Below are 15644 nucleotides of genomic sequence, written 5' to 3'. Positions count from 1 at the left end.
AGTACCAGCAGCCTTATGCTCAGCCCGCTCCTCAACAGCCTTACGCGCAGCCGGGCCAGCCCTATGCTCCACAGCCCATGCAACAGCCGCAGTACCAGCAGCCGGGCCAGCCCTACGTGCAGCAGCCTGCGCAACCAGCAAAACCAGTGCTCCCGCCAGCATTTATGGGCGAGCTCAAGGCCGGATTTGCCAATGGGCGCGGCCTCGCTGCCCTCGGCGCCGTGCTGGGGGTGCTCGTCGTCGTCTCATTCATCTTTGGCCTGTTCCTCATGCCTCTGGGATCGGCGATGGGCGGCGCGGCCGGCTCAGATGACTCCATACTGTCGGGCCCCTCGCCCCTCGTATTCGCCGGTGTTGTGCTGGGAGGCTACATCTTTGCAGGTGCTCAGGCTATGGGCTTCACAATAGCCGGAGGAACACTCTCAGTGCTGTTCATCCTCGCCTGGGCTGTCATCTGCACGCTGATCTGGGTCGTGCTCAAACGATTCTTCAAAGTCCAGCGCGATAACACCAACCTGGTTGCCCACCTAGTCCGCACAGTGCTGGAGGCTCTGGCTATTGGCCTCGTTACCTCGATCCTGTTCGGTTTTTGGAGGCTGCGGCTTGTCGCACCGCTCGACGGCGGTGACCTGTCCTTTGACAACCTCGGCAGCCTGTCAATGGGACCCGGTTTCTTCCACATCTTCCTGAACGTGACGTTCTTCGTTGGGATCACGCTTTTCTTTACTCGTAAATCTCTTCCTGCCAGCTGGAAAGACAACAAGTTTGTTGCGGAGCTGCTTACTGGTGCTCGCGAATTCGTTCAGGCACATGCGGTGCTCTTCGCCATCTTCGCTCCCTTCGCTCTGATTCTTGGGATCGTGTTTTTTGCCAAGACAGATGGCGTGTCCGTCACGCTGGTTCTGCCGCTGTTGGCCAACATCATCATCTGGATTACAGGCATGTGCTTCTTCGGTGGATTCTCGGTGGGTGGCTCAATGATGGACATGTTCGGTTCGGGTGGATCCTACGGTGGCAGTGGCACTGCCATGATCTGGAATTTCCACCCCATCGCCGCCGTCATCGGTTTCATCCTCGCCATCGTCGCCATCATCGCAATGGCGATCCACATCGGGGCTCGACGCACGCGCACCGGCTCGATTCAGTGGGCCAGGATCTGGCAGATGCCAGTCATCGGTCTTCTGGCGTGGCTCATTGTTGGCCTGTGGCTTTCCAACGTGTCGATGCATATGTTCGGTGAGAGTGCTTCTCTCGGCATGTCATGGTGGACGCCGTTCACGGTCGCCATCCTCGGACTCTTCTTCGCCTCACTGCTGGCCGAGATTCTTCCCGAAGCATTGGTCGACACGCCACTGCTGCCGTTGCTCGCTGGAAAGAAGACGGCGCAAGCCTGGCGTCAGCAGCCAGCTCCGGTTCAAGCTGCTCCTCAGCAGCAGTACGGGTACGGAAATGGGATTCAACAGGGCATGAACGCTCCTCAAGGCCCCCAAAACTCGGCGCAGTACAACCAGTACCCGCAAGGGGCAGCCGCAGCTTACCAGCAGGAATTCGGTTCGCAGTACCCGAATCAGGGGTACCAGCCTCCGGCTCAGGACCCGTCAGGATCAGCTGATAACCAGGCAGAACCGCCGTATCCGCCGCAAGACTCCTCACCTCAACAGTGAAAGTGAGTCGCTGAATCGATCACTGAAATGAAGATGGTCTCCGAACTGACTTCGGTCAGATCGGAGACCATCTCCACTTTTCAGATGCGCCCGGTTCCTGCCGCAGGCGCAAAAAATTCGCCGCCTACACTGTAGACGGCGAATCAGAAAGCAGCGTATCAGCGGGTGTGACGCGCCACCCGTTCAGACTTCAGGCACTTCGTGCACACATTCAGTCGCTTGGGTGTGCCGTCAACCAAGGTACGAACGCGCTGGATATTCGGGTTCCAGCGGCGATTCGTGCGCTTGTGGGAGTGCGAGACACTCTTACCGAAGCCCGGTCCCTTGCCGCAAACGTCGCATACGGAAGCCACGATGATCTCCTCTAAGTAGTCAGTTATCGTCCCAAATGAGACAGTCGATGTGGTGCGAATCCACCACGAGCAACCACAAAATGGTAGCTGATGGCAGGCCTATTCTCCAACTCTTTGAACCACATTGCCTGTGTCAGTTCCACCACATCTGCGCGCGAGCGACCAAAAGTGAGACGATAGGATCACCCGTGACTACTCATAGCGAAAGGCCTATCCGTGACCGGTGAACTCTCAGCACACACGCTGGCAATCACGCTGACAACAGCCGCCACGGAGCTGGCCAAATTGCGTCCCTTCCTGGATGACCTCGATGGATGGAACTCCCACGACTGCGACACGGGCACCAACGCGCTTCTGACAGTGGAATCCATGAGCCGCCTCGCCCCAACTGACCCGGACATGCCTCTGGCTGATTACCTCGACACGTTGGTCAGCGAGGGGATCCGCACAGGGCACGGACACGTCGGATTGCTCATTACCGCTCTATGGAGTGCCTGGGCACACGCCCTGCGACAAGAGTCCGGCGCAGATCTCAATCCGATCATCGTGCGACGGATGCTCACATCCGCCCCCTGGGATGCGCCCGACGCCCACGTGAATGTCGCACCTGCCCTTGCTGCAATGTTTGATGAGGCAACCAGCGAACTCGAGGTTCTGGGAGCAACGGTTCCTGATCAGAGCGACCTTGTCTCCCTGTATTCCAGCCAATTGCAGTATGGGCTGATCAACGCGACTGATGACTATATCGACGCAGGTGCAGCAGCCCTGATCGTCATCGCCGCATCACTGGACTGCACCATGCGTGACGATCCAGCCATCCTGGACTCACTGGCACGTATGATGAGCGACCTGGCTCATTCACATTCGCGCCTGGTTTCGACCGCTGCCCGCCCGCGCGACGCCTTCAATGTGGACATGATTGTGGCAGGCAGTACTGACGATGCCACGAATGCAGGCGACTATCTTGATGCACTGGAAGCTCGGTGGGCGGCAGTGGGAGCCACCGATTTGTTTGCCTATGGCACCTGGCGTTTCCGCATCGACACATCGGCGCCATTGGCAGTTCGACCACCCCACGGTACCGTCACCCGGTTTATGGTCCGTGACGGCCGACCCGACGAACTCATCGGCGTGGACACGCTCAGTGACGGTGTGACGCATCGCGGCGCTCAGCTCCTCGAACGCCGCACCCACCAGCGCATCGAACGCGCCACAGTTATAGCGATGACTCATGCACCCGGCCTTGTCGAAGACCTCGCACAGGCAGGAGCACTGACACTGCTCGACCCGAATGACCAGGACATTGAGGCCATCACTTGCGCCCTCGCGCATTCGTCAACAGGAGTGTCGCTCATTGCCGCCTGCGACAGTGCCAGCCGCGCACGTGCCGAACGTATTCGTGATGTATCGCCCCACACAGTCATTGTCGCCCCGTGCGAGGACGACCTGACAGCGCTGGAATGCACCCGAGCGTGCGCCAGCGCCTTCGTCCCACAGCCAGGCGGACCCACCGTCGCACCTGTCATGCAGACCATGCTGACTCAGTCAGCAGCGCGCGCAGCTGCAGCCAGCTTCGCCCTGGCCATAACCTATGATGCGGATGAGCAACTTCCTCTTGCCGTGCGGGAAGTCAAGGCGCGCGCCCCCAGACGCGTGCGTCTGCTGATCGGAGCTGCCGACGGTCCGAATCTGACGGCAACGGTTCGTCAGATGCTGGCACCTGACATCAATGAGCTCGAAGTAATTGACGGCGGACAGGCAGGCCCCAGCATTATTCAGGGACTGACCGTATGAACGGGTTTTCCACCTCCCTCGACGTCCCCCTTGCGCTGCGTCTGCCCGCCTCGACGGCGCGAAAACTTGCCGCACACGATCTGATCTCGGTGGCTGACCTGCTCACGTACGGGCCACGCAGGCTCGACCAGTGGGGCTCGCTTACACCGATCAGTTCGCTGCGCGAAGGGGACACGGTGACGATCCTCGCTGAAGTGCTCAGTGCCCAGATGATGCCCAACCGCACGCGCAAAGGGGTACGCTTCGTGGTTGAACTGACCGATGGGTCCGAGACGATCACCGCCACGTTCTTCGCTTCCACGCGCTATCGCCTCGCGCCCCACGAACGACTGCTCGAACCTGGTGCGCGCATGCTGTTTGCCGGCAAGGTCGGTTCCTACAAGGGGAAGGTTCAGCTGACAAATCCGCAGTTTGAAGGCGCGCAGGATGCCACGATTCCGGAGATCGTTGAACGCAGTCAGCGACTCATCCCCATTTACCCGGCCACTGCCTCGCTCAATTCGTGGACCATTGAGCGCGCTGTGTCTTTTCTGCTTCAGTCCATGCACGAGGGCGACCTGGCTGACCCCGTCCCGGAAACGATTCGCCGTGAAGCTGGTCTGCCTGATCTGGTCACCACGTTGCGCGCACTGCACGAGCCGGACAGCCGCGAGGACTGGAAAACTGCCCGCGCGCACATGGCGTGGCGTGAAGCATTCACACTGCAGGCTGGGCTGGCCTGCGTCAGACGCGGTAGTGACATGGAAAAGGCGCCGGTGTGTCCGCGAGGCGATGACGGTGCCGTCCAGGCTTTACGCGACTCCCTGCCTTTCGTCTTGACGGGCTCCCAGGAAACAGCGGTGGAGGCCATTTCACGTGACCTCATGCGCGAACGCCCCATGCAGCGCCTCCTGCAAGGCGACGTGGGATCCGGTAAGACGGTGGTATCGGCACTGGCCATGTGCCAGGTTATGGATTCAGGATTCCAGGCGGCGATGCTGGTACCCACCGAGGTCCTCGCTGAGCAGCACTACCAGTCCCTGCATGCCCTGATCGCGCGGATGACCACCCACGCGCCACGCATCGAACTGCTCACAGCTTCCACTCCGCGCGCCGAGCGCCGCACTCTGGAACGCGACCTTGCTGACGGCCAGCCCATGATCGTGGTCGGTACACACACTTTGCTGCAAGATAGCGTCACATTCGCGCACCTGGGCCTGGTTGTCATCGACGAGCAGCATCGTTTCGGTGTTGCCCAGCGTGACCACCTGCGCGGCGCGGCCACCGCTGCCACGCTGACGATCCCGCACCAACTGGTCATGACCGCCACGCCCATTCCGCGAACTGTCGCGATGACCGTGTTCGGTGACCTGGACCAGACGTGCATCAATGAGCTTCCACCGGGGCGTCGCCCCGTCAGCACATTCTTAGTCGATGTGGCCAACGCGGCGTGGATGCAGCGTCTATGGGAACGCGCCCGCGAAGAGATCGACCAGGGCGGCCGCATTTTCGTCGTCTGTCCACGTATTGATGAGGGAGACGACGTCGAAGACACCGATGCAGCTGACCACCGTCCACCGCTCGCATCCGTCCACGCGGTGGCGGCCGCACTGCGCACCCAGACAGCGTTGCAGGGTATCGGGATCGAGGAACTGCACGGACGAATCGGCAGTGCTGACAAGACCCGCATCATGGATGACTTCATTGCGGGTCGCGCCCCTGTCCTCGTGTCCACCACAGTGATCGAAGTGGGAGTGGATGTGCCCGAAGCGACCATGATGGTCATCATTGACGCCCAGCAATTTGGCCTCTCACAGCTGCACCAGTTGCGCGGCCGCGTCGGACGCTCGGATTCAGACAGCGTGTGCATGGCGGTACACCGCCACGACCTGTCGGCACCAGCCCGCGAACGGCTCGAGGCCTTCGCGCGCACGACAGACGGATTCGAACTGGCTCGCGTGGATCTGACGCTACGTCGAGAAGGCGACGTGGTCGGCGCCCAACAGTCAGGGCGCACCTCGGGACTGCGTTTCCTGTCGGTCTCACGAGATGGCGACATTATCGAGCAGGCGCGTGACGCTGCGCGACGCACCATCAGCGCAGACCCCACACTGGCCGATCACAGCGAACTTGAACGAGTCATCAGAGCGCGACTGTCCTCACAGGTCGCGTGGATGGAGCGTTCCTAGCCGACCACTGCTGACAGTGCGATACACACGACTGTTCCGCTGAGAATCGAAATCATGAGGTTGTGTTTCCACAGGTGCAGTCCGACCGTCACGACGAGGGCGACCAGTGTCGGCACTGTTGCCTGCAGGTCGCTCCACGCAACATCCATCATCGTGTAGACGCTCAAGATGGCCATGATGCCCACAGCCATGCGCCTGCCCAGCCATTTGATGAGGCGAGATTCGCGGATCGGGGCGAGCAACGCGAACGGCACGGCGCGCAGCAACACGGTGACAATACCGGCTACCGCAAGGATCGCAATCAGATACATCGTATTCATCGCCTCTCCTTCGCGGCGAACATGACAACCAGAACCAGCACATAGGCCGACATGGCGATGACCAGCATTGATCCGGGCACAACAATCGCGGCCGCCACGCACAGGCGCCCCGCATATGCCACGTCGTGTCCGATGCTCACCGAAATTATGGTGGCACGAGGGCCAGTGGCCGCGATGTATGTCCACGCTGCGAACCAGTAGAGTAGGTCCCATGACACGGATTGTGGCCGGAGAGGCAAAAGGGCGCGTACTGAAGGTGCCTGCACGCGGAACGCGGCCCACATCGGAACGCGTGCGCGAAGCACTGTTCTCACGCCTGGATGCCATGAATATGTGCGATGGGGTAGCGGTACTGGACCTGTACGCAGGGTCGGGAGCGCTGGCCTTCGAGGCCCTCTCACGCGGAGCAGCCCGGGCTGACATGGTGGACAGTTCACGTCAGGCTGCCCGCGCCATGAGTACGAACGCAGCGATGATGGGCTACGAAGATCGCACGCGCATCCACACCCTCGACGCGCTGGCGTTTGTGCAGTCAGGCCGCGTGAGCAGCCCGGTTGACCTGGTGTTCGTGGACCCTCCCTATGATTTGGCACAAAATGCGCTCGCGGCCGTGCTGGCCGGACTCGCGGCGCACCTGTCGCCAGACGCCCTCGTCATTGTGGAGCGATCAACCCGCTCACAGGCGCCAGACCTGCCGGATGGCCTGGTGTGCGAAGATCACCGTCACTGGGGTGAGACTGCCGCGTGGTTCATTGGCCGTGCCGATAGGGTGGAGTCATGACGCAACGCCAGCCACTCATCGCAGTGATCCCGGGATCCTTCGACCCCATCACCTGCGGCCATGTCGACATCATCGAACGCGCTGCACGTTTCGCGGACCGCATCATCGTAGCGGTGGGGATCAACTTAGCGAAAACCACGATGTTCGATTCTGCGGCGCGTATCCGCATGGCGCAGGCAGCGTGTGCCGATCTGGACCCCGCCATCGCCGGCCGCATCAGTGTGGAGAAAATGGACGGCACGGCGATTGATTTTTGCCGCTCCCACCAGGCACGCGTGATCGTCAAGGGAATCCGAAACGCTGCCGACATGCAGTGGGAAGAGGTCCAGGCGTGGGTGAATCGCACTCACGGTGAGGTGGAAACATTGTTCCTCCCCACCGCGCCGGAGCTGGCACTCGTTTCATCCAGCATCGTACGCGAACTGTTGGCGTGGCAAATGGACGCTTCTCGGTATGTTCCACCGGCAATTGTGCCGATGTTGACGGACAATAAGACTCATAGACACTCATGAGGCAACAGGCGGAGGACACAATGGCTTACGACGAGAACGTCCCTTCTGACGAGCCGAGTGACAGCTCGGAAGTGTATGGCCCATCGACGGTGATCGCGGCGCTCGAACAGATCGAAGCACTGGTTGAAGAGGCTCGTTCGGTTCCACTTTCAGCATCCGTGATGGTCAATCGCGCTGAGATCCTTGATCTGATTGAACAGGCCCGAGCCGCGCTGCCTGAAGACCTGGTTGCAGCAGACGCCCTCGTCGCTGACGCCGACGCCGTGCTGGGCCGGGCTGACTCGGCCGCTGAAATGACGCTGACGGAGGCCCGCACTCAGGCACGAACCCTCACTGACGAGGCGCGTGAGCAGGCCGAGCACATGATCGCTGAGGCGCAGGACAAGGCACAACGCACCGTGGCCCACGCGCAGGAACAGGCTGAACATGTTGCCAATCAGGCCCGCTCCGACGCTGAAAACACGCTCAGTGATGCGAACGCTCAGGCTGAACGCCTCATCGCGAGTGACCGAATCTCCCAGATGGCGGAAGATCGTGCACGCCAACTGGTCGGTGAAGCGAAGAACGATGCGCGCAAACTGCGCGAAGGTGCCGACCGCTACGTTGTGAAGTCCCTGGGCGAGCTGTCCGACGTGCTGTCGGATCTGCATCGACGTGCGCAGGCCGGTCAGCGCACCATTCTGGAGCGCGCCAGCCAGGAAAAGACGGATATCTCCCTTGACGATGAGTAAACGCGAACCGGTAGCGGCATCCTCACTGACCGTGTCACTGCGCGACGTGCCGCGCCGCGTTGGAACGACTCGCAGTTATGAGCTGCAGTGGCACGTGCCCGCAGGCATCGGCACCCCGATGATGGCGATTCGAGAAGGCGCGCTCGTCCCCGTCACCGTGGACATCACGTCGATCGACGAGGGAGTCCTGGTGCGCGCACGCTGCCAGTGCGACCTGGAGGGTCAATGCGTGCGCTGCCTGGATGACATTGTGCAGGAAGCGGACGTGGACGAAAGCGTCGTCTATTACGATCAGCAGCCGGAAGGTGACGAGGACGCCCTTGTCATCAGTGCGCACGACATGCTGGATCTGGAACCGATGCTGCGTGACGCAATCGTGCCGCTGATTGATCCGCAGCCACTGTGCGGTCCGGACTGTCAGGGGCTGTGCCCGCATTGCGGTGAGCGTCTGGATGATCTGCCTGAGGATCATCACCATGAGGTTATTGACCCTCGGATGGCTTCCCTTGCGCAGCTGCTGGATGATCTGAACGTACAGGACGGGCAGGATCGTGGCTAAGCATTCGAAACTTCCTGAACCTGTCAATGTGGATACGGCTGAGCTGGAACGCAACTGGGGGATTGAGGTTGACCCCTCGCTGCTGCATCGCGCGCTGATTCACCGATCTTTCGCCTATGAGGCCGGCGGGATTGCGCATAATGAACGCCTGGAATTTCTGGGCGATTCTGTCCTGTCCATCGTGGTGGCAGCCCGCCTGTTCGAGGATCACCCTGACCACAGCGAAGCAGACCTGTCGCGCATGCGTGCGGCCACCGTATCGCAGGAGCCTCTGGCATACGTCGCGCGGCGCATCCACCTGGGTGATTTCCTGTACCTGGGCAGGGGCGAAGATATTCACGGTGGACGTGACAAGGACTCTATCCTCTCCGACGCGCTCGAAGCGCTGATCGGGGCAACGTTTCTGACACACGGGTTTGAGAAGACTCGTCAGATCGTGCTCCATCAGCTTGCTGACCTGCTGGATCGCGCTGTTGTGCGCGGACAGATGCAGGACTGGAAGACAACGCTGAGCGAATATGCGCGCGACCACGGTCACGAGCTGCCCGTCTACCAGGTCACCAGCACCGGCCCGGATCATGAGCGCAGCTTCACCGCCACCGTTGCTTTCGGTGAGGTGGGCTATGAGAAATCGGCGCTGGCAACAGCGGAAGGCACGTCGAAGAAGCACGCTGAAAATGCGGCGGCTCGAGCTGCGATCGCGCGGCTTGACCCGGATTACCCCATGGAATGATCGCGCCGCCAGGCACACTATGATGGGACATGTGATGAGTAACGAAAATCCTGAACGTCCAGATGTTCGCGTCATGATCGTCGATGATCATGAGATTGTGCGTCGAGGAATTGCTGAAATCGTCGACCGGGCCGATGGCCTGGAAGTGGTTGCAGAAGCGGGCACCGTGGCCGACGCGTTGCGCCGCGCCGATCTGGTTCGCCCGGATGTTATCCTGGTGGACTTGCAGCTGCCGGATGGCACCGGCATCGACATTATGGACCGTCTGGGCACTGACCATCCTGAAATCCGCCCGATCGTGCTGACCTCGTTCGATGATGACGAGGCACTGGCTGAGTCCCTTGAAAAAGGGGCTCGCGCCTACGTGTTGAAGACAGTGCGTGGAGCTGAAATCACTGACGTGATCCGCGCCGTTTCAGAAGGGCGTGTCCTGCTCGATGAGCGCACTGTGACGCGTCGCCGCGCTGATCACGATGACCCTACAGCTGACCTGACACCTTCTGAGCGCAATGTGCTCGAGCTGATCGGCGATGGCCTGTCGAACCGTGAGATCGGGGAGAAGCTCGGTGTGGCTGAAAAGACGGTGAAGAACCACATTACGTCGTTGCTGTCGAAGATGGGTCTGCAGCGTCGCACGCAGGTGGCAGCCTGGGTGGCGGGCCAGCGAGCGGCGGCCTGGCGTAACTGACCTATTCCGGGTCGATTTCCGCGCGCCAGATAATTTCTGCACCTGCGCCGTCGATACCTGCGCCGAACACGAAACTGCCGGCGTGACGTCGGGCGCGCTCACGCATATTGGACAGGCCGGAATTGCGTGTGCGGTGCGGGTCGATTCCGCGTCCGTCGTCAGCCACACGCACGCACACTTCTCCAGCAGTGTCATCGGATGGGGACGTCACTTCCAAAATGACGCGCCCCGCCGTTGCGTGCGCATGCCGCGCAATATTGGACAGTCCTTCACGCACGACAGCCACCACATCATCACCCACATCATCGGACAGCATGTTTTCGATGGCGCTCACCATCGCGTCTTCTGCTTCTTCGTCCTCGTTAATCGCCGTGCCGTCCAGTGAAATGACGAGGGAGGGCGCGAATCCGAGGAACGAGCGTGACAGGGAAGATTCCTGACGGACGCGCTCGACCAGACCGACATTCTGGTCGGGCTCGCGCAGGCCGTGGACGATGGCACGGATCTGGCGTACGGCGTCATCCACCGAGGCCAGTGCTTGATCCAGAATCGACGACACCTCGTCGGTCGATGCCTCTTCTTCCCTGACTTTTGAGCGGGCCGCGTCCAGGCTCATCCCCGCCGCGAACAGCTGCTGGATCGCGAAATCGTGCAGGTCCCGGCTGATACGTGAGCGTTCATCGAGCAGGGTTTCCACGTCTTGAATGTGGCGCGCCGATGCCAGCTCCAATGCCAGGGTGGCCTGGGATGCGAGAGATTCAGCCAGTGGCAGGTCTGACTGGGCGAATTCCTGGCGTCCGGGTTTGCGCAGCAGGATCAAGACACCAGACGTTTCGCCACGAGCCTTCAGGGGCGCGTACAGCGCGGGGCCGAATTTCGTGAATTCCGGGACGCGCATGATCTGTGCGTGCTCCATTGAATCAACCATCATGCCGGTGCCTTCCCTCAGCACGGACATGGTGCGGCCTTCTTTCGGGAAGGTCAGTCCCAGCAATCGATCCGCGTCGTAGCCGTCGGTGATCTCCGCCGCATACGTGTCGCCCACGGAGGGCAGCACAATGATCGCGGTATCCGCGTGGGACACGTCGCGCACGGTGTGCGCAATGAGTTCGAGGGCTTCTTCCTCGTCGGTTCCTTCCAGCATTGCTGTTGTCAGGCGTTGTGAGGCTGAGATCCAGCGTTCGCGGTTACGTGAGTGTTCGAATCGTTCAGCGTTTTCGATTGCCAGTCCGGCTGCGCGTGCCAGCGCGCTCACCGTTGCGACGTCCTCGTCGGTAAAACCGCCGACGCGCCCTGTCAGGAACAGGCGCCCGAACACCTGTTCGTGCACGTTGAGGGAGATTCCCAGGAAGTTGTCAATCGGTGAGGAGGACCCAGCGTCGGCTGGTTGGGCGGGAAGTTCGAAATCGACGTTCGGGTTGAGCAGGTCAGGTATGACCAACGGCTCATGGGGCGGGATATGCGCCGTGAGCGTTTCGATCAGGGGCTGCGTGTGAAGTTCCTGGGCTCTGGCTCCGTGACCGACCAGCCGCGCGGTGCGTCCCCACGTGTCCAGCACGGCCACGCCGCCCCACCTGGCGCCAGTGAGCAGGCACGACTGATCGACGAAAGTTGTCAGAATCGGATCCAGTTCCAGTGAAGCCGTCAGGTCCAGTACAGCCTGCAGGATCGACGGGTCCGCATAGGTGTCATTCGTGTGCGTTGGTGGTGTCACTGTTCCTCCTGCTGCAGTGCCCACCGATAGTTTCCAGCGTGAGCGATGAGCTGGTCGTGAGTGCCCGATTCCACGACATGCGCGATGCCGTCCTCATCCTGTTCCAGAACGATCACCTGGTCAGCCTTGGCAAGGCCCGACAGGCGGTGCGTGACGACCACGATGCCGCGTCCCTGGTCAGTCGGGCTGAGCAGTGTATCCATCAAGGCGTCAGCGGTTGTCGCGTCCAGATGCTCGGCAGGCTCGTCCAGCAGAACAAGCGGGGCAGGAGCAGCCAGCGCGCGGGCCAGCAGAAGTCGGCGGCGCTCACCACCGGAAACTGTGGTGCCTCCAGAGCCGATCAGCGTGTCCAACCCTGCCGGCAAGGCATCACACCACTGTCCCAATCCAGCCGTATCCAGCAGCTGCCGGGCTTCTTCACGGGTCACGTCCGACCTGGCAACACGGATGTTCTCATAGACGGTCGTGGCAAAAATGTGTGCATCTTCGGCGGTCATCGTGATGCGGCGGGTCACGTCGTCGCGATCAGCCTGCCACGCGTCCACGCCGTCAATCGTGACACGCCCTTCCTTGGGCGGAAGCATACCGGCGAGCGTAAACAGGAGCGTCGACTTGCCGATGCCGGACGGTCCCACAATGGCGATATGGGACCCCACGGTGATGTCCAGCGAGATTCCACGCGCAATGGTCGGTCCGTCAGGCCACCCAATCGCAAGGTTTTCCGCAACCACTCGAGGAGTGGCGCCGGTGTGCGCAATGGGATGAGTTTGAGGCGCGTCCCCCTCGCCCAGCAGATCCACAATGCGCGTTGCAGCGTCGGCAGAACGCAGAAGTTGAACGGCTGCGCTTGGAAGTTCCGCGGTGCCTTCAAATGCGGCCAGTGGTGTAAGTACGATCACCGCCAGTGCCACCGCGGCAAGCGCGCCCGAGCGTGTCTGCGGGATGCCGACCAGCAGTGCTCCCACGACGGCAGCACCCATGGCCAGTCGATCCAGCGCAGCAGCCCAACCGGCCGGCCACGCTGCCTGTCGTGTGGATGCGACGAGGGAATCCTCAATGCGTTCGATCCGTTCGCGCACATGAGCCAGGCGGCCCTGGATCTGCAGTTCACTGGCACCATCCATGACGGTGACAACAGATTCAGACAGCTGCGTGCGCGCGTGACGCGACGACATCTCGGCTTCTCTGGCTGCATACATGTTCAATGCGGGCGCGATAACGCCGGAGACCAGCAGGCACAGGAGCAGGATCAGCCCGGCGGCAGGGCTCAGCAGGCTGATTCCAATGACGGTCCCGACTCCCACGATGGTGGTGACAATGGAGGGGAGCAGTGACTTGACGACCAGGTTGCCTACTTCATCTACGTCCGAACCGGTGCGTGCCAGCAGGTCGCCGCGCTGAAGCTTGGCAACGGTGTCGACGCGGGTAGTGGACAGGATGCGGTAGACGTTCTGCCGTAGCGCGTCCATTCCCGTTAAGGCGACTTGATGGCTGGCCAGGCGCTGCAGATACCGCATCAGCGCGCGAGAAATGCCGAACAGGCGCACCGCGACGGCCGCGACCGTCAAGTACAGGACCGGCGGGTGTTGGGAGGCGCGCGCGATCAGCCAGGCAGAGGTGGCGGACAGGGCGATTGCAGCGCCTAAGCCGAGTACGCCTAACAGGACCGACAGGATAAAGTTCTTCTTATCGACATCCAGAAGGTCGATGACGCGGCGCACAGCGCGCCGTTCTTTTTGCGTCAGAAACAGGATCATTTCACCGCCTCCGATTCGTCGAGGAATCCGGGCAGCGTCACGCTCAGGTCTTCCAGTTGCTCAATCTGCGTGAGGATGGGGTACTCCTCGGCATCCTGAGCAGTTGCTGCCTGCGCCGAGACGGTGATGACGTGGTCTGCTGCCGCAACGACGGCCTGGCGGTGCGCAATGACGATGACTGTTCGCCCCTGCGCTTTCATCTGCTCTAGGGTGCGTACCACGACGTGTTCACTGACTGCATCCAGGTGCGCCGTCGGCTCATCAAGGATGACGATAGGGGCCGGATCGAGCAGCGCATTCGTGAGGGCAAGGCGTTGACGCTGACCCACTGACAGGCCGACACCGCGGTATCCGATCTGCGTGTCCCATCCGTCGGGTAGTTTGTCGAGCACCGCGTCGAACCCGGTTGCCTTGCTGGCGGCATCACGCTGCTGATCAGTGACATCGTGCGTTATGACGTCTCGGATGGTGCCGGGAACGAACGTGGGGGATTGTGGAACCCACGTGACCTGGGTCCACCATGAGTGTGGATCGATGTCGGCCAGGTCTACAGGTTCATCTGTGCCGGTATCCGGCTGTGCGATGAGGATCCGCCCTCGGGTAGGTGGTTCCAGTGCCAGAAGAGCCATAACCGTCGTTGTTTTTCCGACTCCGGATGGGCCGACGAGGGTGTTGATCGTGCCCGATTGGATCGTGGCGTTCAGACTATGAGGTGCCCACACTTGCCGGGCGGCAACAGACAGGTCCTCGATGATGATGTCGCGCGAACTCATGTCGGGTGACTGGTGCGCGCCTTGTTCGGTTACGGGCGTTTCCAGAATGTCGAAGGCGGCTTCCGCGGCGGCAATTCCGTTTGCTGATGCGTGGAACTGTGCGCCGACTTGGCGCAGCGGTTCGAATACTTCAGGGGCCAGCATGATGACGGTCAGGCCGACGGTGAGTGATACGGTTCCGCCCACCAGTCGCATGCCTACCTCAACCGCAACCAGCGCCACGGACAGAGTAGTGAGAAATTCGAGGACGCCTCCAGACAGGAAGGCGACCGACAGCGTCGCCATCGTGGTGCGCGTATTTTCTGCCCCCAGGCGCTTCATATGCGCCATCGGGCCTTTTTCGCGCCCCAGGCCTCGGAGCGTGGGCAGGCCCGCCATCAGGTCAAGCAATTGTGAGCCGAGCCGTTCCATGGAGGCAAGTTTGCGCCGTGATGATTCCTGCGTGAATCGACCGATGAGGATCATGAAAACCGGAATCAGCGGGATGACGATCGCTGCGATCAGGGCTGACCAGAAATCAAGCAGGAGCATCGTCAGCAGCGCGAGGGGGGTGACCGTCATTGCGAGGATGAGCTGAGGGAGGTATTTGATGAAGTAGGGCTCCAGATCCGCCAGACCGCGTGTGGCCAGGGTGGCTACGTCCGCTCCGTGACGAGCACGCCAACGTGGTCCAAGTTTTTCAACATGGTCGAGGACTGCGCCGCGCATCTCTCGCACTGCTTTTTCTGCGGCGCGCTGACTCAGCGTTTCACGCAGGCCGATCGTCGCCGCCCGCACAGCCAGCACACCGATCAACAGGCCAATCGTCGGCATGACGTCACGCAAATCCGCTGTTCCCTCGATGACGGGGGAGGCGGTCCGGGAGATCAGGAGGGCCTGCACGATGACGAGAGCTGCTGTGAGCAGACCCAGAAATGCGGTGAAGACGATGTGGACCCGTGCTGAACGTGCGTATTTCAGTAGTCGCGGATCAAGAGGTTTCACACGTTCTATTGTGCCAGTTGTGGGTACGAAGTCCCAAAAGGGCGCGCAATAGGGAAGGTCCCCGGCTCCGTTGGAGCCGGGGACCGTGACCCTTGTCAGCGTTCGAGCGCGAA

At 61.2% G+C, this 15644-nt stretch carries 15 protein-coding genes; 9 read left to right on the top strand and 6 right to left on the bottom strand.

What is annotated here, in order from left to right; translation table 11 throughout:
* On the top strand, positions 1 to 1664 hold a 1664-nt coding region (locus HMPREF2975_RS03790), incomplete at its 5' end, for a hypothetical protein (protein ID WP_227469194.1).
* 158 nt (positions 1665 to 1822) lie between these two features.
* Here the strand turns inward: HMPREF2975_RS03790 and rpmB are convergent.
* A complete protein-coding gene (gene rpmB, locus HMPREF2975_RS11935) occupies positions 1823 to 2017 on the bottom strand; it encodes a 50S ribosomal protein L28 (protein WP_058236488.1) in 195 nt (64 codons plus the stop codon).
* Between the two features lie 216 nt (positions 2018 to 2233).
* Here rpmB and HMPREF2975_RS03785 point away from each other — a divergent pair, with 216 nt between their 5' ends.
* Together HMPREF2975_RS03785 and HMPREF2975_RS03780 are read left to right on the top strand one after the other, a co-directional pair.
* Positions 2234 to 3811, top strand: a complete 1578-nt coding sequence (locus HMPREF2975_RS03785; protein ID WP_058236489.1) for a hypothetical protein — start codon at positions 2234 to 2236, stop codon at positions 3809 to 3811.
* Positions 3808 to 5979: an ATP-dependent DNA helicase RecG gene (locus tag HMPREF2975_RS03780; protein ID WP_058236490.1), complete on the top strand. Its 2172-nt coding sequence runs from the start codon at positions 3808 to 3810 to the stop codon at positions 5977 to 5979. Before HMPREF2975_RS03785 ends, HMPREF2975_RS03780 begins: the two co-directional genes overlap by 4 nt.
* Here HMPREF2975_RS03780 and HMPREF2975_RS03775 read toward each other — a convergent pair.
* Both HMPREF2975_RS03775 and HMPREF2975_RS12755 read right to left on the bottom strand, forming a co-directional pair.
* Complete coding sequence (locus HMPREF2975_RS03775) at positions 5976 to 6299, bottom strand: branched-chain amino acid transporter permease (protein ID WP_058236491.1); 324 nt, start codon at positions 6297 to 6299, stop codon at positions 5976 to 5978. The two genes, HMPREF2975_RS03780 and HMPREF2975_RS03775, sit on opposite strands and share 4 nt — an antisense overlap.
* Positions 6296 to 6517: a hypothetical protein gene (locus HMPREF2975_RS12755; RefSeq protein WP_058236492.1), complete on the bottom strand. Its 222-nt coding sequence runs from the start codon at positions 6515 to 6517 to the stop codon at positions 6296 to 6298. Before HMPREF2975_RS12755 ends, HMPREF2975_RS03775 begins: the two co-directional genes overlap by 4 nt.
* On the opposite strand from HMPREF2975_RS12755, the gene rsmD reads away from it, so the two are divergent.
* The 6 genes from rsmD to HMPREF2975_RS03740 all read left to right on the top strand — a co-directional run bounded on the left by rsmD (position 6511) and on the right by HMPREF2975_RS03740 (position 10303).
* Positions 6511 to 7080 carry a 16S rRNA (guanine(966)-N(2))-methyltransferase RsmD gene (gene rsmD / locus HMPREF2975_RS03765; protein WP_058236493.1) on the top strand — a complete coding sequence of 190 codons (570 nt, stop codon included), beginning with the start codon at positions 6511 to 6513 and terminating at the stop codon, positions 7078 to 7080. The genes HMPREF2975_RS12755 and rsmD overlap by 7 nt on opposite strands.
* The gene (gene coaD, locus HMPREF2975_RS03760) at positions 7077 to 7592 is read left to right on the top strand and encodes a pantetheine-phosphate adenylyltransferase (RefSeq protein WP_058236494.1); all 516 of its coding nucleotides are present in this window, start codon (positions 7077 to 7079) and stop codon (positions 7590 to 7592) included. Before rsmD ends, coaD begins: the two co-directional genes overlap by 4 nt.
* Before the next feature lie 20 nt (positions 7593 to 7612).
* On the top strand, positions 7613 to 8323 hold the full coding sequence (locus tag HMPREF2975_RS03755) for a hypothetical protein (RefSeq protein ID WP_058236495.1): 711 nt from the start codon (positions 7613 to 7615) through the stop codon (positions 8321 to 8323).
* A complete protein-coding gene (locus HMPREF2975_RS03750; RefSeq protein ID WP_058236496.1) occupies positions 8316 to 8882 on the top strand; it encodes a YceD family protein in 567 nt (188 codons plus the stop codon). Before HMPREF2975_RS03755 ends, HMPREF2975_RS03750 begins: the two co-directional genes overlap by 8 nt.
* The gene (rnc, locus tag HMPREF2975_RS03745; protein ID WP_058236497.1) at positions 8875 to 9615 is read left to right on the top strand and encodes a ribonuclease III; all 741 of its coding nucleotides are present in this window, start codon (positions 8875 to 8877) and stop codon (positions 9613 to 9615) included. The genes HMPREF2975_RS03750 and rnc overlap by 8 nt, the downstream gene beginning before the upstream one ends.
* 73 nt (positions 9616 to 9688) lie before the next feature.
* Positions 9689 to 10303, top strand: coding sequence for a response regulator (locus HMPREF2975_RS03740; protein WP_058236871.1), 615 nt, complete (start codon positions 9689 to 9691; stop codon positions 10301 to 10303).
* A 1-nt stretch (position 10304) separates the two neighbouring features.
* Here the strand turns inward: HMPREF2975_RS03740 and HMPREF2975_RS03735 are convergent, their stop codons facing one another.
* The 3 genes from HMPREF2975_RS03735 to cydD are packed head-to-tail and all read right to left on the bottom strand — an operon-like array spanning position 10305 to position 15531.
* Positions 10305 to 12017 (bottom strand): sensor histidine kinase, encoded by a 1713-nt coding sequence (locus tag HMPREF2975_RS03735; RefSeq protein ID WP_058236498.1) that lies wholly within the window; start codon positions 12015 to 12017, stop codon positions 10305 to 10307.
* The gene (cydC, locus tag HMPREF2975_RS03730) at positions 12014 to 13774 is read right to left on the bottom strand and encodes a thiol reductant ABC exporter subunit CydC (protein ID WP_058236499.1); all 1761 of its coding nucleotides are present in this window, start codon (positions 13772 to 13774) and stop codon (positions 12014 to 12016) included. Before cydC ends, HMPREF2975_RS03735 begins: the two co-directional genes overlap by 4 nt.
* Positions 13771 to 15531, bottom strand: coding sequence for a thiol reductant ABC exporter subunit CydD (gene cydD / locus HMPREF2975_RS03725; protein WP_070725857.1), 1761 nt, complete (start codon positions 15529 to 15531; stop codon positions 13771 to 13773). Before cydD ends, cydC begins: the two co-directional genes overlap by 4 nt.
* Positions 15532 to 15644 lie beyond the last annotated feature (113 nt).

It is taken from the genome of Actinomyces sp. HMSC065F12 (assembly GCF_001814535.1).
Classification (GTDB): Bacteria; Actinomycetota; Actinomycetes; order Actinomycetales; family Actinomycetaceae; genus Pauljensenia; species Pauljensenia radingae_A.
This window is presented reverse-complemented; position numbering and strand designations above follow the sequence as displayed.